The 17,945-nt window shown below is 75.9% G+C and carries 17 protein-coding genes; all 17 read right to left on the bottom strand.

Going from position 1 to position 17,945, the window contains the following annotated elements; genetic code table 11:
- Positions 1–56 precede the first annotated feature (56 nt).
- The gene (locus tag ACRYMY_RS12215) at positions 57–260 is read right to left on the bottom strand and encodes a F0F1 ATP synthase subunit C (RefSeq protein ID WP_369053771.1); all 204 of its coding nucleotides are present in this window, start codon (positions 258–260) and stop codon (positions 57–59) included.
- A gap of 64 nt (positions 261–324) precedes the next feature.
- Positions 325–1,110 (bottom strand): F0F1 ATP synthase subunit A, encoded by a 786-nt coding sequence (gene atpB / locus ACRYMY_RS12210; RefSeq protein WP_432547526.1) that lies wholly within the window; start codon positions 1,108–1,110, stop codon positions 325–327.
- 90 nt (positions 1,111–1,200) lie between these two features.
- On the bottom strand, positions 1,201–1,461 hold the full coding sequence (locus tag ACRYMY_RS12205) for an AtpZ/AtpI family protein (protein WP_432547525.1): 261 nt from the start codon (positions 1,459–1,461) through the stop codon (positions 1,201–1,203).
- Positions 1,462–1,509: 48 nt separating this feature from the next.
- A complete protein-coding gene (locus ACRYMY_RS12200) occupies positions 1,510–1,932 on the bottom strand; it encodes a hypothetical protein (RefSeq protein WP_432547524.1) in 423 nt (140 codons plus the stop codon).
- Between the two features lie 155 nt (positions 1,933–2,087).
- Positions 2,088–3,269 (bottom strand): glycosyltransferase family 4 protein, encoded by a 1,182-nt coding sequence (locus ACRYMY_RS12195; protein ID WP_432547523.1) that lies wholly within the window; start codon positions 3,267–3,269, stop codon positions 2,088–2,090.
- 9 nt (positions 3,270–3,278) lie between these two features.
- Entirely contained in the window at positions 3,279–4,016 is a 738-nt protein-coding gene (locus tag ACRYMY_RS12190) for an L-threonylcarbamoyladenylate synthase (RefSeq protein WP_432547522.1), read from the bottom strand.
- Positions 4,013–4,954: a peptide chain release factor N(5)-glutamine methyltransferase gene (prmC, locus tag ACRYMY_RS12185; RefSeq protein WP_432547521.1), complete on the bottom strand. Its 942-nt coding sequence runs from the start codon at positions 4,952–4,954 to the stop codon at positions 4,013–4,015. Before prmC ends, ACRYMY_RS12190 begins: the two co-directional genes overlap by 4 nt.
- A 34-nt stretch (positions 4,955–4,988) precedes the next feature.
- Positions 4,989–6,572, bottom strand: coding sequence for a serine hydrolase domain-containing protein (locus ACRYMY_RS12180; protein WP_432547520.1), 1,584 nt, complete (start codon positions 6,570–6,572; stop codon positions 4,989–4,991).
- Positions 6,569–7,075 (bottom strand): ArsR/SmtB family transcription factor, encoded by a 507-nt coding sequence (locus ACRYMY_RS12175; RefSeq protein WP_432547519.1) that lies wholly within the window; start codon positions 7,073–7,075, stop codon positions 6,569–6,571. The genes ACRYMY_RS12180 and ACRYMY_RS12175 overlap by 4 nt, the downstream gene beginning before the upstream one ends.
- 53 nt (positions 7,076–7,128) lie before the next feature.
- The gene (gene prfA / locus ACRYMY_RS12170; RefSeq protein ID WP_432547518.1) at positions 7,129–8,190 is read right to left on the bottom strand and encodes a peptide chain release factor 1; all 1,062 of its coding nucleotides are present in this window, start codon (positions 8,188–8,190) and stop codon (positions 7,129–7,131) included.
- A 147-nt stretch (positions 8,191–8,337) separates the two neighbouring features.
- Positions 8,338–8,553 carry a 50S ribosomal protein L31 gene (gene rpmE / locus ACRYMY_RS12165; RefSeq protein ID WP_432547517.1) on the bottom strand — a complete coding sequence of 72 codons (216 nt, stop codon included), beginning with the start codon at positions 8,551–8,553 and terminating at the stop codon, positions 8,338–8,340.
- Positions 8,554–8,704: 151 nt separating this feature from the next.
- The gene (gene rho, locus ACRYMY_RS12160; RefSeq protein ID WP_432547516.1) at positions 8,705–10,945 is read right to left on the bottom strand and encodes a transcription termination factor Rho; all 2,241 of its coding nucleotides are present in this window, start codon (positions 10,943–10,945) and stop codon (positions 8,705–8,707) included.
- 307 nt (positions 10,946–11,252) lie between these two features.
- On the bottom strand, positions 11,253–12,281 hold the full coding sequence (gene thrB, locus ACRYMY_RS12155) for a homoserine kinase (protein ID WP_432547515.1): 1,029 nt from the start codon (positions 12,279–12,281) through the stop codon (positions 11,253–11,255).
- Positions 12,282–12,312: 31 nt separating this feature from the next.
- Positions 12,313–13,404: a threonine synthase gene (thrC, locus tag ACRYMY_RS12150; RefSeq protein WP_432547514.1), complete on the bottom strand. Its 1,092-nt coding sequence runs from the start codon at positions 13,402–13,404 to the stop codon at positions 12,313–12,315.
- On the bottom strand, positions 13,404–14,723 hold the full coding sequence (locus ACRYMY_RS12145; RefSeq protein WP_369053749.1) for a homoserine dehydrogenase: 1,320 nt from the start codon (positions 14,721–14,723) through the stop codon (positions 13,404–13,406). The genes thrC and ACRYMY_RS12145 overlap by 1 nt, the downstream gene beginning before the upstream one ends.
- Positions 14,724–14,829: 106 nt before the next feature.
- Positions 14,830–16,263, bottom strand: coding sequence for a diaminopimelate decarboxylase (gene lysA, locus ACRYMY_RS12140; protein ID WP_432547513.1), 1,434 nt, complete (start codon positions 16,261–16,263; stop codon positions 14,830–14,832).
- A complete protein-coding gene (gene argS / locus ACRYMY_RS12135; protein WP_432547512.1) occupies positions 16,263–17,927 on the bottom strand; it encodes an arginine--tRNA ligase in 1,665 nt (554 codons plus the stop codon). The genes lysA and argS overlap by 1 nt, the downstream gene beginning before the upstream one ends.
- Positions 17,928–17,945 lie beyond the last annotated feature (18 nt).

Raw genomic sequence — 17,945 nt, 5'->3', positions numbered from 1 at the left:
CAAGGCTGGCACGGCAGCTCCTCGATGAGGCTCACGGGTGGGTGGTCAGGCGGACGTCAGAGGATGAACGCGAGCACGAAGCCCAGCAGCGCGAGGGCCTCCGCGAGCGCGAAGCCCAGGATGGCGATCGGCTGCAGCATGCCGCGCGACTCGGGCTGACGGGCCACGCCGTTGATGTAGGCGGCGAAGATGAGGCCGACGGCGATCGCGGGGCCGATGGCCGCGAGGCCGTAACCGATGGCGTTCAGGCTGCCTTCCATGGTCCTCTTTCTCTCTTCTCGGTCCGCGGCGCGTCTGCGCCGCGGGTCGGGGTCGGGCGGTGGGTCAGTGCTCGTCGGCGATGGCGCCGGCGATGTAGGTGGCGGTGAGGAGCGTGAACACGTACGCCTGCAGCACCTGGATCAGCAGCTCGAAGAAGAGCATGACGATGCTGAAGACGAACGCGACGACGCCGGTCACCGGGAGGAACCCGCTCGTGTGGAGCAGCAGGTGCTCCCCGCCCAGGACGAGGACGAGGATGAGCATGTGGCCCGCGAACATGTTCGCGAACAGGCGCAGCGCCAGGGTGAAGGGCCGGGTGACGAAGTACGTCAGCAGCTCCAGCACGTACACCAGCGGCGCGATGTACCCGGGCACGCCCGGCGGCATGAGGCTCTTGAGGTAGCCGGTGCCGCCCTTCCGCTGGATCGCGACGATGTGGTACGTGAGGTACACGACGATCGTCAGCGCGAGCGGGAAGGCGATGCGGCTGTTCGTCGGGAACATCACCGGCGGGATGACGCCGACCAGGTTGTTCGCCAGGATCAGCGTGAACATCGTGAACAGCAGCGGGACGAAGCGGAGGAACTCCTTCGACCCGATGATGTCCCGCGCGACGCCGTTGCGGACGAACCCGTAGAAGCTCTCGGTGATGAACTGGCCCTTGGTGGGCACGACGGAGAGCTTGCGCGTGGCTGCGATCAGGACGACGCCCAGCAGGACCGCGAGGATGGCGAAGACGAAGGAGGACCGGGTCAGCGCCCAGTTGCCGTCGCCGACCAGCGGCTGCCAGAAGTCCTTGACGCCGGGCGCCTCGAAACCGCCTTGCGCGGCCAACGCCTGCAGGGTCACTGCCTCTCCTCCGTACGAACGCCGGTGTGGGAACGGGTGTGGTGGTGCTGCGGGGCGGGCGACGTCGTCAGCACCCCGGGCTCCTCAGGCTCAGCGCGAACCGTACCGGAACCAGACGTAGTAGACGGTGGACGCCGCCCCGGCCAGCAGCAGCACCGGCGTCAGGAACGCGGTGCCCAGCCAGCGGTCGAGCGCCCACCCGGCCAGGGCCCCGCCGAAGACCCCGGTCATGAGGTACGAGACCGCGTTCCACGCGGTGTCGCTGTCCCTGCGCGCGTCCTGCTCGCCCGGCTCCGGCGACGGCGGCTGCTGCCGCGGTGCGGGAGGGGTGGGGTCGTCCTGCGCAGGCATGGTGCGCGGAACGGTAACAGGGGCGCGCGGCCCCGGGGTGCGCCGGGTTCACCGGGCGTCACCGCCGCCGAGGGTGAACACGGGCAGGCGCAGGCGGGTGAACGCCCGCACCTCGGCCGCGACCCAGACCAGCGCGCAGACCGCGGCGGTGCCGGCGACCCAGCCGCCGAGCAGGTCGCTGCGGGTGCTGAGGGCCAGGACGGCGCCGGCCAGCACGCTGACCTTCAGCAGGTAGACGGACAGCGCGACCGCGAGGTGCATCGTCACGTCGACGTGCTTGAGGACGCGCAGCAGCAGGTAGGTGGAGGCCAGGAAGGCCGTCGCCAGGGCGCCGCCGACCAGGGCGCTCACCGCGGCGGCCGCACCACCGGTCAGGGCGCCGGCGCCGGTGGCCAGGAGCGCCGCTCCCGCCACGACGGGCAGCGAGCGCCGGGGGACGACGCTGAACACGTCGTCGGTCCTGCTGCTCACGGTGGCTGCTCTCCGTCGTCGGCGGGTCGTCGGGGGGTCCGGCTCGTCGGCGCTGCTCCCGGAGCCGCGGGGGCGCCGGGGAGACTTCGTGAAAGCTATCACGAGCTCTCCCACCTCCTACGCGCCGTCGCAGACGCCCCGGCGGCGCGGGCGGTTCACGGGCGGGCGGCGCCGGAGGGGGCCGCGGGCCGTGGCGAGCCGCCCTCCGGACCACCGCGCGGGGCCCCTCCGGCGGGCGGGCGCGGAGCGTGCCGGCGCCGCCAGTACAGCGGCCCGAACGTGAACGCCAGCACCGCCAGCCCGGCCCCCACGGCGACGGCCAGGGCCTGCGACAGCGGCAGGAACGCGTAGGAGGCGGCGCCGAAGCTGAGGAACGCCGCCCAGGAGTACATGACGAGCACGGCCACCCCGTGCGAGTGCCCCATCTGCAGCAACCGGTGGTGCAGGTGCTTCTTGTCCGGGTGCCAGAACGCCCTGCCCTCGCGGGTGCGGCGCACGACGGCCAGGAGCATGTCGCAGAACGGCACCAGCAGGACCGCGATGGGCAGCAGCAGCGGGAAGAACGCCGGGGCGATCTGCTCGCTGGAGACCACCTCGGGGTCCACGGTGCTCGTCGCGGCGATCGTCGAGCTGGCCAGCAGCAGACCCAGCAGCATGGAGCCGGAGTCGCCCATGAAGACGCGCGCCGGGTGGGCGTTGTGCGGCAGGAACCCCACGCAGCAGCCCACCGTGACGGCTGCCACCAGCGTCGCCAGCGAGGCGTAGTCGTCCGAGGCGCCGCGCTGCAGGGCGTAGGAGTAGACGAAGAACGCCGTGGCGCCGATCCCCACGATGCCGGCCGCCAGCCCGTCGAGGCCGTCGACGAAGTTCACGGCGTTCACCGACACGAGCACCACGAGGACCGTGATGGCCATGAGCGCCTGGCTGCTCAGCAGCGTCACCCCGCCGATGGGCAGCTGCAGCAGGCTCACGCCCTGCCAGCCCATGACGCCCGCGGCCAGCACCTGCCCGGCGAGCTTGGTGACCGCGTCCAGCTGCACCACGTCGTCGGCCACGCCGACCGCGCACACGATGAGCGCGCCGACCAGCACCCACAGCGGGCCCGGCCGGGTCTCGAACACCCGGCCCAGGAAGGGGATCTGCGAGGCCACCAGCAGGGCGGCGCCCACCCCCAGCAGCATCGCCACCCCGCCCATGCGCGGCACCGGCACCGCGTGCACGTCGCGGTCGCGGATCGGGGTGACGGCCCCCACGCGCTGCGCCAGCAGCCGCACCAGCGGCGTCGTCAGGTACGTCACGGCGGCCGCGACGACGATGACGAGCAGGTAGGCCCTCACGGCGGCACCTCAGCCGCTGCGCTCGGCGGCGCCGTCCACCGGCTCACCGGGCTCGTCCGCCGGCTCCGCCTCGTCCGCGGGCCCGGCTCCGGCCTCGGCGGGGTCGTCCGCCCAGCCCTTCGGCACGGCGCGGCGCAGCTCCTCCTCCGACAGCGCGCCCAGGCGCAGCACCCGCAGGGTGCCGTCGGAGGCGTCGACGATGGTGGAGGGCGCGCCCTTCGGGCTCGGGCCGCCGTCGAGGTAGACGCGCACGCTGCTGCCGAGCTGCTCCACCGCCTCCTCGACGGTGGTGGCGGCCGGCTGTCCGGACAGGTTGGCGCTGGAGACGGCCATCGGGCCGGTGCGGCGCAGCAGCTCCAGGGCCACCGGGTGCAGCGGCATCCGCAGCGCCACCGTGCCGCCGGTGTCGCCCAGGTCCCACGTCAGGGACGGCTGCGCCCGGCACACCACCGTCAGGGCTCCCGGCCAGAAGGCGTCGACGAGCTCGCGCACCGCGAACGGCACGCCCGTGGCCAGCCCGTCGATGGTGCGGACCTCCGGCACGAGCACCGGCGGGGGCATCGAGCGCCCGCGGCCCTTGGCGTCCAGGAGCTTCTGCACCGCCGACGGCGAGAAGGCGTCGGCGCCGATGCCGTAGACGGTGTCGGTCGGCAGGACCACGACCTCACCGCGCTGCACCGCGCTGTGCGCGGCCGCGAGGCCGCGTTCGCGCGAGGCCGGTTCGGCGCACACGTAGGGGGGTCTCACGCGAGCGAGTCTCCCACCGCCGGCGCCCGCCGCCCGGCGGGCCCCGGGGCCCGGCGCGCCGACGTCGCCCGCGGGCGCCCGGTGAGGTCGCGGTGCCCGGCCGCGGCCTCCCACGCGGACCCGGCCACCAGCCGGCGCGCGGAGGTCTCCTGGACCTCGGCGTGCTCGAACACCAGCAGGCCCCCCGGCCGCAGCAGCCGCGCCGCGGCGGCCACGACGGCGCGCGGCACCTCCAGGCCGTCCGGTCCCCCGCCGTACAGGGCCAGCTCCGGGTCGTGCTCGGCGACCTCGCGCTCCTGCGGCACCGCGCCGGGCGGCACGTACGGGGGGTTGGACACCACCACGTCCACGCCGCCGTCGAGGTCGGCGAAGGCCGCGGCCGCGTCGCCCAGCCGCAGGTCCACGGCCGCACCGGTCCCCGCGAGGACCTCCTCGACGTTGCGCTGCGCCCAGGCGCGTGCCATCGGGTCGAGCTCGACGGCGTGCACCCGCGCCGCCGGCACCTCGGTGGCCACGGCCAGCGCGATCGCCCCCGACCCGGTGCACAGGTCGACCACGACCGGCGCGCCGCCGGCGGCCGCGAGCGCCGCGGCCTCCTCGACGGCCAGTCCGGCCACGACCTCCGTCTCGGGCCGCGGCACGAACACGCCGGGTCCGACGAGCAGCTCCAGCCCCCGGAACGGCGCGCGGCCCGTCAGGTGCTGCAGCGGGACCCGGTCGGCGCGCTCGGCCAGCAGCCGCTCGAGGGCCGCCGGCACCTCGACGGCGCTCCCGAGGGCCACGAGGACGGCCAGGCGCGAGCGGTCCACGCCGAGGGCGTGGGCGAGCAGCGCCTCGGCGTCGGCGCGCGGGCTGGGCACGCCGGCGTCGGCCAGCCGGCGGGCCGCGGCGGTCAGGACGGGGCCGAGGGCGCGCTCGGTGGGGGCGGGGTCGGGCACCGGGCGACCCTCTCACCACCGGCCCGGCGGCCGCTCAGAGGAGGACGGCGGCCCCCGCCAGCCCCGCCACCACCGCGAACCCCAGCCCGGCGCCCGTCCAGCGCCGCGCCCAGCGCTCGCGCGGCCAGTCCAGCGCGCGCCAGCGGGAGACCAGCAGCCCGGCGCCCAGCCCGGCGAGGGCGACGGCCACGGCCCACAGCGCCGGAGGCACCGTCTGCCAGGCGCCGGTCAGGCGGACCACGACCAGCAGCGTCGCGGACGTGACGACGGCGTCGAGCACCCGCAACCGGTCGGGCACCTGCGCGGCCGTGCGCGCGCGGCGGGCCAGGGCGGCGGGCAGGACTGCGCTCACGCCGACCACCAGCAGGAACAGCGTCAGCAGGACGGGTGGGGACAGCCAGCGCTCGCGCGCGCCCGCGGGCGGGACGTCCACGCCCAGCAGGCGGAAGGCGATCGTCTGCGTGGGCGCGGCCGACGGGGTCGTCACCGCCACCCAGTCCCCCGTGGCCGGGTCGACGACCAGGGAGGACGCCCCGCCGGCGGTGGCGCCGTTGTTGAGCAGCAGGGTGCGGCGCGCCCCGTCGCCGGTGTCCACCTCGGCGGTGAAGAACCCCCAGCCGGTGAGCGTCCGCTCCTGGTCCGTGGGCGCGCGCGGGGCGACGGCGTCCTGGCCGGGCGCCGTGCCGGCCGCGACCGCCGCGGCCAGGCGGCCCAGGTCCGCGGCCGTCGACCAGGCGCCCGCACCGGCCGGGCCGCTGCCCACCGACGTCCACGGCTCGACCGCGCGGCCGTTGGCCGCGACCTCGTGGGCCCGCCCGGCGGGCAGCGGGTCGGGCGTGACGGCGGTGTCCGCCATCCCGAGCGGCCGCAGGACGCGCTCGTCGAGCAGCTGCGGGTAGGGCGTGCCGGCGCGCTCGGCCAGGGCGTGCCCGAGGAGCCCGAACCCCAGGTTGGAGTACGAGTACCGCCCGCGGCCGCCGTCGCGGCGCGTGGAGGACGCCTCGGCCAGGAGGTCGGCCGCGCTCTGGTCGGCGTAGGGGTTGCCCGCGGCCACGTTGGCGACCAGGCCGCGCAGCGTGCGGCCGTCGCCCAGGGACGGCAGCCCGGAGGCGTGGGTCGCCAGCTCGGCCAGCGTCAGGCCGGCCACGTCGGCGGGCAGGCCGGCGCCGGGGTGGACCTCGCCGAGCGTCGTGGTGGGCTCCACCTCCCCGCGCGCGACCGCGTCGGCCAGCAGCAGGCCGGTGAGGGACTTGGTGACCGAGCCGATCTCCTGCGGGGTTCCCGGCGTCATCGCCCGCTCGCGGCCGGGGCGGGCGTCGGCGCGGCCGACGGCGGCTTCCGCCGCGACGTCCCCGCCGGTGCCGGTCGCCGCGGCCACGCCCTGGACGTCGAGGTCGGTGCTCGCGGCGCGCAGGCGCTCGGCGAGCGCGGGGTCGCCGGTCGCGTCGGCGCGCAGGGCGGGCGGCCGGGGCAGGAGCGCGAGGGCCAGCGCGGCCAGGGCGAGGGCGGCGACCAGGCCCACCAGCCTCTGCCGGCGGGTCGGGCGCGGCAGCTCGACGACGGGTGGGGCGGCCGCCCGGGCGCGGGTGCGCGGGGGGCGGGCGCGCAGGGCGCTCACCGGGACCCCGCCGCGGCGAGCAGGGTCAGCAGCGGGACGACCCGCTGGGCCGGGACGGTCCACGTGCCCCGACCGCTGGCGGTCAACCAGCCGGCAGCGGTCAGCTGGCGCAGGTGGTGGTACAGCTGCCCGGTCGTGCCCAGCCCCTCCCCCAGCTCGGCGACGGTGCGCCGGCCGGACAGGACCGCCAGGGCCAGGCGCAGCCGGACGGGGTGGGCCAGGGCGCTCAGCGGGGCGACGGCCGCCTCGGCGTCCGTGTCCAGGGCCTGGGCGAGGCCGTCGAGCAGCGCGGTGGTGTCGGCGCCCTCCTGCCAGGCGGCCTCCTCACCGGTCGGCAGGACCACGGAGCCGGTGAACAGGACCTGCGAGCGGCCCTGCGCCCGCTCGCGCAGGCCCTCCAGGGCCCAGAACTCACCGCGGTCCCCCGGGCGGACCGCGTCGGCCGCGCGGGCCTCCAGCGCGGCCACCCGCTTCTCCAGCAGCTCCCAGCGCTCGTCGTCCACGACGACGACTCTACGCCGAAGCGTAGGAAGTTCAAGATTTTCGTACGGTCGCGTCAGCCCGCGGCGAGCTGCGCCGCCTCGTCCGCCTCGACGGCCGAGCGGACCACCGGGTCCAGGTCCCCGTCGAGGACGGCGTCGAGGTTGTACGCCTTGAAGCCCGTGCGGTGGTCGGCGATGCGGTTCTCGCCGAAGTTGTACGTCCGGATCCGCTCGGATCGGTCCACCGTGCGCACCTGCGAGCGGCGCGCCTGCGACGCCTCCGCGTCAGCGGCCTCCTGCGCCGCGGCGTGCAGCCGGGCGCGCAGGATCCGCATCGCCTGCTCGCGGTTCTGCAGCTGCGACTTCTCGTTCTGGCAGCTGACGACGATGCCCGTGGGCAGGTGGGTGATCCGCACCGCGGAGTCGGTGGTGTTGACGCTCTGCCCACCGGGGCCGGAGGAGCGGAAGACGTCGATCCGCAGGTCGCCCGGGTCGACGCTCACCTCGACCTCCTCGGCCTCGGGCACGACGAGGACGCCCACCGCGGAGGTGTGGACGCGGCCGGCGGACTCGGTGACCGGCACGCGCTGCACGCGGTGCACCCCGCCCTCGTACTTCAGCCAGTGCCACACGCCCTCGGGCGCCGCCGCCCGCGCCTTCACGGCCACCGAGACGTCCTTGTACCCGCCCAGGTCGGACTCCGTGGCGTCCAGGACCTCCGTCGCCCAGCCGCGGCGCTCGGCGTAGCGCAGGTACATGCGCAGCAGGTCCCCGGCGAAGAGCGCGGACTCCTCCCCGCCCTCCCCCGCCTTGATCTCCAGGATGACGTCGCGGCCGTCGTCGGGGTCGCGGGGCAGCAGCAGCCGGCGCAGCCGCTCGGCCGCCTCGTCGGCCGCGGCCTCCAGGCCCGGCAGCTCGGCGGCGAAGGAGGCGTCCTCGGCGGCCAGCTCGCGCGCGGCGCCCGCGTCGTCGAGGGCGGCGCGCCAGGTGGCGTGGGCGTCGACGACGGCGCCGAGCTCGGCGTAGCGCCGCCCCAGCGAGCGCGCCAGGCCCGGGTCCGCGTGCACCGCCGGGTCGGCCAGGCGGCGCTCCAGCTCCTCGTGCTCGGCGAGCAGCGGCTGGACGGACTCGAACACGACGGACTCCTCCTCGACGACCGTGATCACGGGTGGGTGAGCCGTCCACCGTCCGTGATCACGACGGGGCGAGGAAGGGGGTGGACGTGCGACAGCGCCGGCCCCTCCGGCCTCCGGGGAGGCGGTGGGACCGGCGCTGGGGGCTGGCTACTTGGCGGTCTTCTTGCCGTAGCGCTGCTGGAAGCGGGCGACGCGGCCGCCGGTGTCCAGGATCTTCTGCTTGCCCGTGTAGAACGGGTGGCAAGCGCTGCAGACGTCGGCGCGGAGCTCGCCCGAGGTGGACGTGCTGCGGGTGGTGAACGTGTTCCCGCAGGTGCAGGTCACCTGGGTGTCGACGTACTCCGGGTGGATACCGGCCTTCATGGTCATCTCCTCGTCGCGTGGTCGGCACCGGGTCGCCCGTCGGGGCGTGAGCCGGTGCCTGCGGTCGGCGCAGTCTCCCACAGGGTTCCCCGCGGGATGTCCCGCGGGAGGCGCCACGGTCTGCAACCGAGCGCCCCCCGCGGGTGTTCCCTCAGTCCTTCTGGGCCAGGGGGGTGGAGCTCTGCACCTGGTGCAGGAACTCCAGGTTGCTGCGGGTCTTCTTCAGGCGGTCCAGCAGCAGCTCGATCGACGCCTGCGCGTCGAGCGCGGTGACGACCCGGCGCAGCTTCCAGACGGTCTGCAGCTCCTCGCGGGACATGAGGATCTCCTCGCGCCGCGTGCCCGAGGCCGGGACGTCGACGGCGGGGAAGATGCGCTTGTCGGCCAGCTGGCGCGACAGCCGCACCTCCATGTTCCCGGTGCCCTTGAACTCCTCGAAGATCACCTCGTCGGCCTTGGAGCCGGTCTCGACCAGGGCCGAGGCGAGGATGGTCAGCGAGCCGCCGTTCTCCACGTTGCGGGCCGCGCCGAAGAAGCGCTTGGGCGGGTACAGCGCCGAGGCGTCCACACCGCCGGACAGGATCCGGCCGCTGGCCGGCGCCGAGATGTTGTAGGCGCGCGACAGGCGGGTCAGCGAGTCCAGCAGCACGACGACGTCGTTGCCCAGCTCCACCAGCCGCTTGGCGCGCTCGATGGCGAGCTCGGCGACCGCGGTGTGGTCGGAGGCGGGACGGTCGAACGTCGAGGCGATGACCTCGCCCTTGATCGTCCGCTGCATGTCGGTGACCTCTTCGGGCCGCTCGTCGACGAGGACGACCATGAGGTGGCACTCGGGGTTGTTCGTCGTGATCGCGTTGGCGATGGCCTGCATGACCATCGTCTTGCCGGCCTTCGGCGGGGCGACGATCAGACCGCGCTGGCCCTTGCCCAGCGGGGACATCAGGTCGATGATCCGCGTGGTCAGGACGTTGGGCTCGGTCTCCAGGCGCAGCCGCTCCTGCGGGTACAGCGGCGTCAGCTTGGTGAACTCCGGGCGCTGGCGCGCCTGCTCCGGCGGGGCGCCGTTGACGGTGTCCACCCGCACCAGGGCGTTGAACTTCTGGCGCTGGTTCTGCTGCTCGCCCTCGCGGGGCTGGCGCACCGCACCGGTGACGGCGTCGCCGGGGCGCAGGTTGTTCTTCTTCACCTGGCCCAGCGAGACGTACACGTCGTTCGCGCCGGCCAGGTAGCCGGAGGTGCGGATGAACGCGTAGTTGTCCAGCACGTCGAGGATGCCGGCCACGGGCAGCAGGACGTCGTCCTCGCTGATGTCGGTGTCGACCTCGGGAGCCTCGCCGCGCCCGCCGCGACGGCCCTTGCGGTCGCGGTAGCGGTTGCGGCCCCGGCCGCGGCGGCCGCCGCGGTCGTCGTCGTCGTCCGCCGGGCCCGCGGGACCGGCGGAGACCCGGTCGGTGCGCTCGGCGCGGTCGGCGCGGTCCGTCCGCTCAGCGCGGTCGGCGCGCGCAGCGCGGTCACCGCGCTCGGGGCGGTCGGCCCGGTCCTCGCCGCGCTCGCCCCGGTCGTCCGCGCGGACGTCCTCGGTGCGGTCCGCCCGGCCGTCCCGGTCGGGGCGCTCGGCCTGCTCGACGCGCTCGCGCACCGGCATGCTCGGCAGCTCGACCTGCTGGTCGGGCTCGCGCACGCGGTCGCGGCGGGCGCGCTCGCGGCGCGAGAGGCGCTCGGTGCGCTCGCCCTCGGCGCGGGCCTCGAGTCGCTCGCGCTGCTCCGGGCGCGAGCGCGCCGCGAAGTCGTCCAGGCTCGGCACGGACGGCGTGGACAGCTCGCCGGTGCGGCTGGGGCCGTTCTCGCTGCCGGCGGGCGACTCGGCGGGCGCGGTGCCCGGGGTGACCGCCCCCGTGGCGGTGTCGGTCGTCGTGCGGGTGGGGACGTCCGCGCCGTCGGCCGGGCGGGCGGCCAGCTGGGCGGCGGGGTCGTCCTGCCCGGCGTCGGCGGCCAGGACGTCCTGGCGGGCCGACGGCGCACCGGCCGGCGCGGAGGCGCGCCGCGAGCGGGTGCGCGACGTCGCGGTGGACGCTGCGGACACGGCCTGCCCGTCGGTGCCCTGCCCGTCGGTGCCCTGCGCGTCGGCGGGGGCGTCGGCGGCGGGAGCGGCGGTGGAGACGTCGGCCCGGGCCGCGGCCTGCGGGACGCCGGACTGGTGCTCGCGGATCGCGGCGAGCAGGTCCACCTTGCGCATGCGGCCGGTGCCGGAGATGCCCAGCTCGGCGGCGAGGGCCTGCAGCTGGGGCAGGCGCAGGGCGGACAGGCTGCCGGTGCGGCGCGGCGCGCCGGCGTCCGCGCCGGTGGTGCCGTCGGTCGCTGCGGTGGCAGCGATGTCGGTGGTGTCTGTCACGAAGGTCCTTCCCCCTCGTCCAGCGACGGCCAGGAGAGATGAGGCACGGTCGCGATGCCTGCCCGTGGGGCAGCTGTCAGATCTCCACGGACGCGCGGGGAAGCGCGAGGAAGTCGTGGAGGCGCACCGTGAGGCGAGAGGTGCCTGCGAGAGACGTCGACGACGCGTCGCGGTCTCGCCGGAGGTGCTGCTGACGACTGTAACACCCGGGCCCCGGCGGATCGTTCCCGACACCCCCGGCCACCCGGACGGGTGCGCGCGCTGGTGCCGGACCACCGGGCTGTCCCGGTGCGCGGCGCCGGTGCGCTCAGCGGCCCGCGGCGCCCGGGTCCCGCACGACCTCCCACGTCACGCCGCCGGCCGCGACGGCGCACTCGTGCACCCGCCAGCCGCCGGCCCCACCGGCCAGGGCGCGCACGTCGGCCGTGCGGTCCGCGGGCACGAGGACGAGGGCGCTCGGCCCGGCGCCGGAGACCACCGCGGGCAGGCCCGCCCCGCGCAGCCGGGCCAGCAGGTCCGCGGTGGCCGGCATCGCCGGTGCCCGCTGCGCCTGGTGCAGGCGCTCCTCGGTGGCGTCCAGCAGCAGCGACGGGTCCCGGGTCAGGGCGTGCACGAGCAGCCCCGCCCGCCCGGCCGTCAGGGCGGCGTCCGCGTGCGGGACCGTCGCCGGCAGCAGGGCGCGGGCGCGGGAGGTGGCCAGCTCCTCGTCGGGCACGCACACCAGCGCGCGCACGTCCTCGTGCACGTCCAGCCGCACGGTGCGCACGGCCTGCGGGTGCGCCGGGTCGTCGCCGCGCGTCCAGGCGATGGTGAACCCGCCCACCACGGCGGGGGCGGCGTTGTCGGGGTGCCCCTCCAGCCGGGTGGCCTCGCTGAGCAGCCGCTCGCGCACCGCGGCGTCCCCCGCGGCGTCGTCGTCCGCGTACCCCGCGGCGGCCAGCAGGCCGTGCGCGGCGGCCAGGCCCGCGACGATCGCCGAGGCGGAGGAGCCGAGCCCGCGCCCGTGCGGGACGGCGTTGCGGCACAGCAGGTGCAGGTCCGGGGCCTCGACGCCGTGGGCGGCCAGCTCGTCGCGCAGGACCCGCACCACCAGGTGCCGGCCGTCGGTGGGCACCCGGCCGGCGCCCTCGCCCTCCACGCGCACCACGAGCCCCTCCCCGGGGGCGCCGGCCCGCGCCACGACGGTGTCGCGCACCTCCAGGGCCAGGCCGAAGGCGTCGAAGCCGGGCCCGAGGTTGGCGCTCGTGGCCGGCACCGACACCCGCGCGGCCGCCCCCTCCGGCAGCCGCCGCGACGGCCCGGCGGGCACGGCCCGGCCGCGCGGCGGGACCGGCACCCCCGTCAGCTCCACGGCTGCCCGGCCCCGCTCAGACGTCCAGCGACAGGGCGCGGGCGATGGTCACCGCGTCCGGCTGCACGCGCACCGGCTGCACGGGCCGGCGCAGCCCGCCCTCGCGCTCCCCGGCCAGCTCCAGCGCCCACTGGGGGTCCTTCAACCCGTGCCCGGTGACGGTGATGACGATGCGCAGGCCCCGCTCCAGCTCGCCCGCGCGGTGCGCGGCGAGGATCCCCGCCGCGCCCGCGGCCGAGGCCGGCTCGACGAAGACGCCCTCCTCGGCGCTCAGCCAGCGGTGCGCCTCGAGGATCTGCTCGTCGTCGACGGCGTCGATGCGCCCGCCGGAGTCGTCGCGGGCCGTCGTGGCGCCCGTCCAGGAGGCGGGGTTGCCGATCCGGATGGCCGTGGCGATCGTCTCCGGCTGGTCGACGGGGTGCCCGGCCACGATGGGCGCGGCGCCGGCGGCCTGGAAGCCCCACATGCGCGGGCGGCGGGTGGCCACCCCGTCCGCGGCGTACTCGACGTAGCCCTTCCAGTACGCGGTGATGTTGCCGGCGTTGCCGACGGGCAGCGCGTGGATGTCCGGGGCGTCGCCCAGGACGTCGACGACCTCGAAGGCGCCGGTCTTCTGGCCCTCGATGCGGTACGGGTTCACCGAGTTCACCAGCTCGACCGGGTACGCCTCGGCCAGCTTGCGCGCCTGGGTCAGGCACTCGTCGAAGTTGCCGTCGACCTGCAGCAGCGTGGCCCCGTGGGCCACGGCCTGCGACAGCTTGCCCATCGCGATCTTGCCGTCGGGCACGAGGACGGCGCAGCGGATCCCGGCGGCCGTCGCGTAGGCGGCCGCCGAGGCGGAGGTGTTGCCCGTGGAGGCGCAGATGACGACCTCCGCGCCGGCCTCCTTGGCCTTGGACATCGCCATCGTCATCCCGCGGTCCTTGAAGGAGCCCGTGGGGTTGCAGCCCTCCACCTTCAGCCGCACGTCGCAGCCGGTCAGCTCCGACAGCTTGCGCGCGGGCACGAGCGGCGTGCCGCCCTCGTGCAGCGTCACCACCGGCGTGTCCGCGGTGACCGGCAGGCGGTCCCGGTACTCCTCGACCAGGCCGCGCCACACGTGCGCCATCAGGCGTCCCCTCCCCTGCCGGCGCCGTCGGCGCCCTCGACCCGCAGCACCCCGGCCACGGACTCCACGATGTCCAACTGCTCCAGCTCGTCGACGGTGGCGGCCAGCGCCGCGTCGGGCGCCGCGTGCGTCACGACGACCAGCACGGCGCGCCCGGCGTCGTCCTGGCGCTGGCGCACCGCCTCGATCGACACGCCGTGCGTGGCGAAGACCCCCGCCACCTGCGCGAGCACGCCCGGGCGGTCGGCCACGTCCAGGCGCACGTGGTAGCGGGTGACGGTCTCGCCCATCGGCTGCACCGGCAGGTCGGCGTACGCCGACTCCCCCGGCCCGCGCCCGCCCAGCACGCGGTGGCGCGCGACCGCGACCGCGTCGCCCAGCACCGCGCTCGCGGTCGGCTGCCCGCCCGCGCCCGGGCCGTAGAACATCAGCTGCCCGGCCGCCTCCGCCTCGACGTACACGGCGTTGAAGGCCCCGCGCACGCCCGCCAGCTGGTGCTCGCGCGGCAGCATCGCCGGGTGCACGCGCACCGAGACGGCCTCGGCGCCGTCGGCGGTGCGGGCGCGCTCGCAGATCGCCAGCAGCTTGACCACGCAGCCCTGCTGCTGCGCCGCGCGCACGTCGGCGGCGCTGACCTCGGTGATGCCCTCGCGGTGCACGCGGTCCAGGTCCACGCGGGTGTGGAAGGCCAGCGAGGCGAGGATGGCGGCCTTGGCGGCCGCGTCGAAGCCCTCGACGTCGGCGGTGGGGTCGGCCTCGGCGTAGCCGAGCGCCTGCGCCTGCTCCACGGCCTCGCCGAAGCCCATGCCCGTGGTGTCCATCTGGTCCAGCACGTAGTTCGTCGTGCCGTTGACGATGCCGAGGACGCGGGTGACCCGGTCCCCGGCCAGCGACTCGCGCAGCGGGCGCAGCAGCGGGATGGCCCCGGCCACGGACGCCTCGAAGTACAGGTCGACGCCGTTCGCGGCGGCCGCCTCGTACAGGGCCGGGCCGTCGGCGGCCAGCAGCGCCTTGTTGGCCGTCACCACGCCGGCGCCGTGCTCCATCGCGCGCAGCAGCAGGCCGCGCGCGGGCTCGATGCCGCCGATGACCTCCACGACGACGTCGGCGCGGGTCACCAGCTCCTCGGCGTCGGTGGTGAACAGCTCCGCCGGCACGTCCAGGTCGCGCGCGCGGCCCAGGCGGCGCACGGCGATGCCCACCAGCTCCAGGGGGGCGCCCACGCGGGCGGCCAGCTCGTCGGCCTGGCTCGTCAGCAGACGCGCCACCTCGGTGCCGACGACCCCGCACCCGAGCAACGCGACCTTCACCGGCTCCACCGCAGACGTCCCCCCGCTCCGTTCGCCGGGCACCCCGCCCGGACCGCCGACAACCCTCCCACGGACCCCGTCCGGGGTCCGACCAGCCCTCCGGGCACCCGGCCGGTCAGCCGGCGTCGAGCGCCAGGAGGTCCTCCGGCGTCTCGCGGCGCACCAGGACCCGCGCGGCGCCGTCGCGCACCGCGACCACGCCCGGGCGCGGCAGCTGGTTGTAGTTGCTCGCCATGCTGCGGCAGTAAGCCCCCGTGCCCGGCACGGCGACGAGGTCCCCGCGGCCGGTGTCGCCGGGCAGGAACTCGTCCTTGACGACGACGTCGCCGCTCTCGCAGTGCTTGCCGACGACCCGGCTGAGCACGGCCGGGGCGGCCGAGTGGCGCGAGGCCAGCGTCGCGGAGTAGTCCGCGTCGTACAGGGCGGTGCGGATGTTGTCGCTCATCCCGCCGTCGACGGCCACGTAGCGGCGGCTGGCGCCGCCGCCGAGCTCGACGTCCTTGACGTTGCCGACCTCGTAGAGCGTGAAGGTGCTCGGCCCCGAGATCGAGCGGCCCGGCTCGACCGACACGCGCGGCACCGCCACGCCCTCGGCGCGGCACTCGCGCTCCACGATCTGGGCCAGCCGGCCCGCGATCTCCGCGGGTGCCAGCGGCTCGTGCTCGGAGGTGTACGCCATCCCGTACCCGCCGCCGAGGTCCACCTCGGGCATCGCCACGCCGTGCTCGCGCTCGACGCGCGCGTGCAGCCCGAGCAGGCGGCGCGCGGAGACCTCGAAGCCGGACATGTCGAAGATCTGCGAGCCGATGTGGCTGTGCAGGCCCAGCAGGCGCAGCTCCGGGCGGGCCAGCACGGCCGCGACGGCGGCCTCCGCGCCGCCGCCGGCCAGCGAGAGCCCGAACTTCTGGTCCTCGTGGGCGGTGGCGATGTAGGAGTGCGTGTGGGCCTCCACGCCCACCGTCACGCGGATCATCACCGGCGCCACGACGCCGAGCTCGCGGGCCACGTCGGCCAGCACCTCGACCTCGGTGAGGTTGTCGACGACGACCCGGCCCACCCCGCGCTCCAGGGCGCCGCGCAGCTCCGCGCGCGACTTGTTGTTGCCGTGGAAGGCGATCCGCGAACCCGGTACCCCGCCGCGCAGCCCCAGCTCCATCTCCCCGGCGCTCGCGGCGTCCAGCGACAGCCCGTCCTCGGCCAGCCAGCGGCCCACCCCGGTGGCCATGAAGGACTTCGCCGCGTAGTAGACGTCGGCGCCGCCGCACAGGTCGGCGAAGGCGTCGGCGAAGGCGTCGCGGAAGGCCGTGGCGCGGGCCCGGAAGTCGACCTCGTCCAGGACGAACAGCGGCGTTCCGTGGGTGGCGGCCAGGTCGGCGACGCTGGCCCCGCCCACCCGCAGCGCGCCGTCCGCGCCGCGCTCGACCGTGCGCGCCCACAGCGCGGGCAGCAGCTCGTTGACGTCGTCGGGGGCGCGCAGCCAGGACGGGACGATCGCGGTCTGGCCGCTGCCGGGGGCGTGCAGCGTCCCGGCCTCGTGCGAGGGGGCCACTACATGCGCTCCGGGGCCGAGACGCCCAGCAGACCCAGGCCGTTGGCCAGGACCTGCCGCGTCGCGTCGTTCAGCCACAACCGGGTGCGGTGCACGTCCTGGACCTCCTCCTCGGCGCGCGGGGTGATCCGGCACGCGTCGTAGAACTTGTGGTAGCGCCCCGCCAGCTCCTCCAGGTACCGCGCCACGCGGTGCGGCTCGCGCAGCTCACCGGCCCGGGCGACCACCGCGGGGAACTCCGCGAGCGCGGCCAGCAGCAGCGACTCGGTCTCCTCCACGAGCAGCGCGGGGTCGAAGGCGTCCTCGCGGCGCACCCCGGCGGCGGCGGCGTTGACCGCCACGTTCGACGTGCGGGCGTGCGCGTACTGCACGTAGAAGACGGGGTTGTCGTTGCTGCGCTTGACGAGCAGGTCGAGGTCGACGTCGATGGCGGTGTCCGCCGAGGAGCGCACCAGCGAGTACCGGGCGGCGTCCACGCCGACCGCCTCGACGAGGTCCTCCATCGTGACGACCGTGCCGGCGCGCTTGCTCATCCGGACCGGGGCGCCGTCCTTGACGAGGTTCACCATCTGGCCGATGAGGATCTCGAGGTTGCGGCCGGGCTCGTCGCCGAACGCGGCGCACATCGCCATCATCCGGCCGATGTAGCCGTGGTGGTCCGCGCCGAGCATGATGACGGCCCGGTCGAAACCCCGCTCGCGCTTGTCGAGGTAGTAGGCCAGGTCCCCGGAGATGTACGCCGGGTTCCCGTCGCTCTTGATCACGACGCGGTCCTTGTCGTCACCGAAGTCGCTGGTGCGCAACCAGACCGCGCCGTCGGCGTCGTAGATCCGGCCCAGCTCGCGCAGCTTGTCCACGGCCCGCTGCACGGCCCCGGAGGCGTGCAGGGAGTCCTCGTGGAAGTAGACGTCGAACTGCACGCCGAACTCGGCCAGGCTCTGCTTGATCTCGGTGAACATGAGGTCCACGCCCTCGCGGCGGAACACCTCCTGCTGCTCGTCGCGCGGGCGCTGCAGCAGGTCCGGCACGCGGGCCAGGACGGCGTCGGCGATCTCACCGACGTAGTCGCCGCCGTAGCCGTCCTCGGGGGCGGGCTCGCCGTGCGCCCGGGCCAGCAGCGAGCGGGCGAACCGGTCGATCTGCGCGCCGTGGTCGTTGAAGTAGTACTCGCGCGTCACCTCCGCGCCGGCGGCGGTGAGGATGCGCGCCAGGGAGTCGCCGACCGCGGCCCAGCGGGTGCCGCCCAGGTGGATCGGGCCGGTGGGGTTGGCCGAGACGAACTCCAGGTTCACGCGCTCACCCGTGGGGGTCGCCGCTGCGCCGAAGCGCTCGCCGGCCTCCACGACGGTGCGGGCCAGCTCGCCCGCGGCGGCCGCCTCGAGCGTCACGTTGAGGAACCCGGGGCCGGCGACGTCGACGGCGCGCACGCCGGGCACCTCGAGCAGGCGCGCGCGCACGACGTCGGCGACCTCGCGCGGCGGGCGCCCGGCGCGCTTGGCCAGCTGCAGCGCGACGCTGGTCGCCCAGTCGCCGTGGTCGCGGTTCTTGGGGCGCTCCACCCGCACGTCCGCCGGGACGTCGGCGGGGTCCAGGGACAGCTCGCCGGCGGCGACGGCCGCGGTCAGGGCGTCCCTCAGGGCGGAGGAGAGCTCGGCGGGGGTCACGCCACGAGCCTACCGGCG

The organism is Kineococcus haloalkalitolerans (genome assembly GCF_050871905.1).
In the GTDB taxonomy this organism is placed as follows: Bacteria; Actinomycetota; Actinomycetes; order Actinomycetales; family Kineococcaceae; genus Kineococcus.
This window is presented reverse-complemented; position numbering and strand designations above follow the sequence as displayed.

What these genes read in the sequence shown, in the direction of transcription:
- thrC (WP_432547514.1), bottom strand. Translation starts at nt 13,404, where the DNA reads ATGGCGCACGTGTGGCGCGGCCTGGTCGAGGAGTACCGGGACCGCCTG.
- ACRYMY_RS12215 (WP_369053771.1), bottom strand. Translation starts at nt 260, where the DNA reads ATGGAAGGCAGCCTGAACGCCATCGGTTACGGCCTCGCGGCCATCGGC.
- rpmE (WP_432547517.1), bottom strand. Translation starts at nt 8,553, where the DNA reads ATGAAGGCCGGTATCCACCCGGAGTACGTCGACACCCAGGTGACCTGC.
- ACRYMY_RS12205 (WP_432547525.1), bottom strand. Translation starts at nt 1,461, where the DNA reads ATGCCTGCGCAGGACGACCCCACCCCTCCCGCACCGCGGCAGCAGCCG.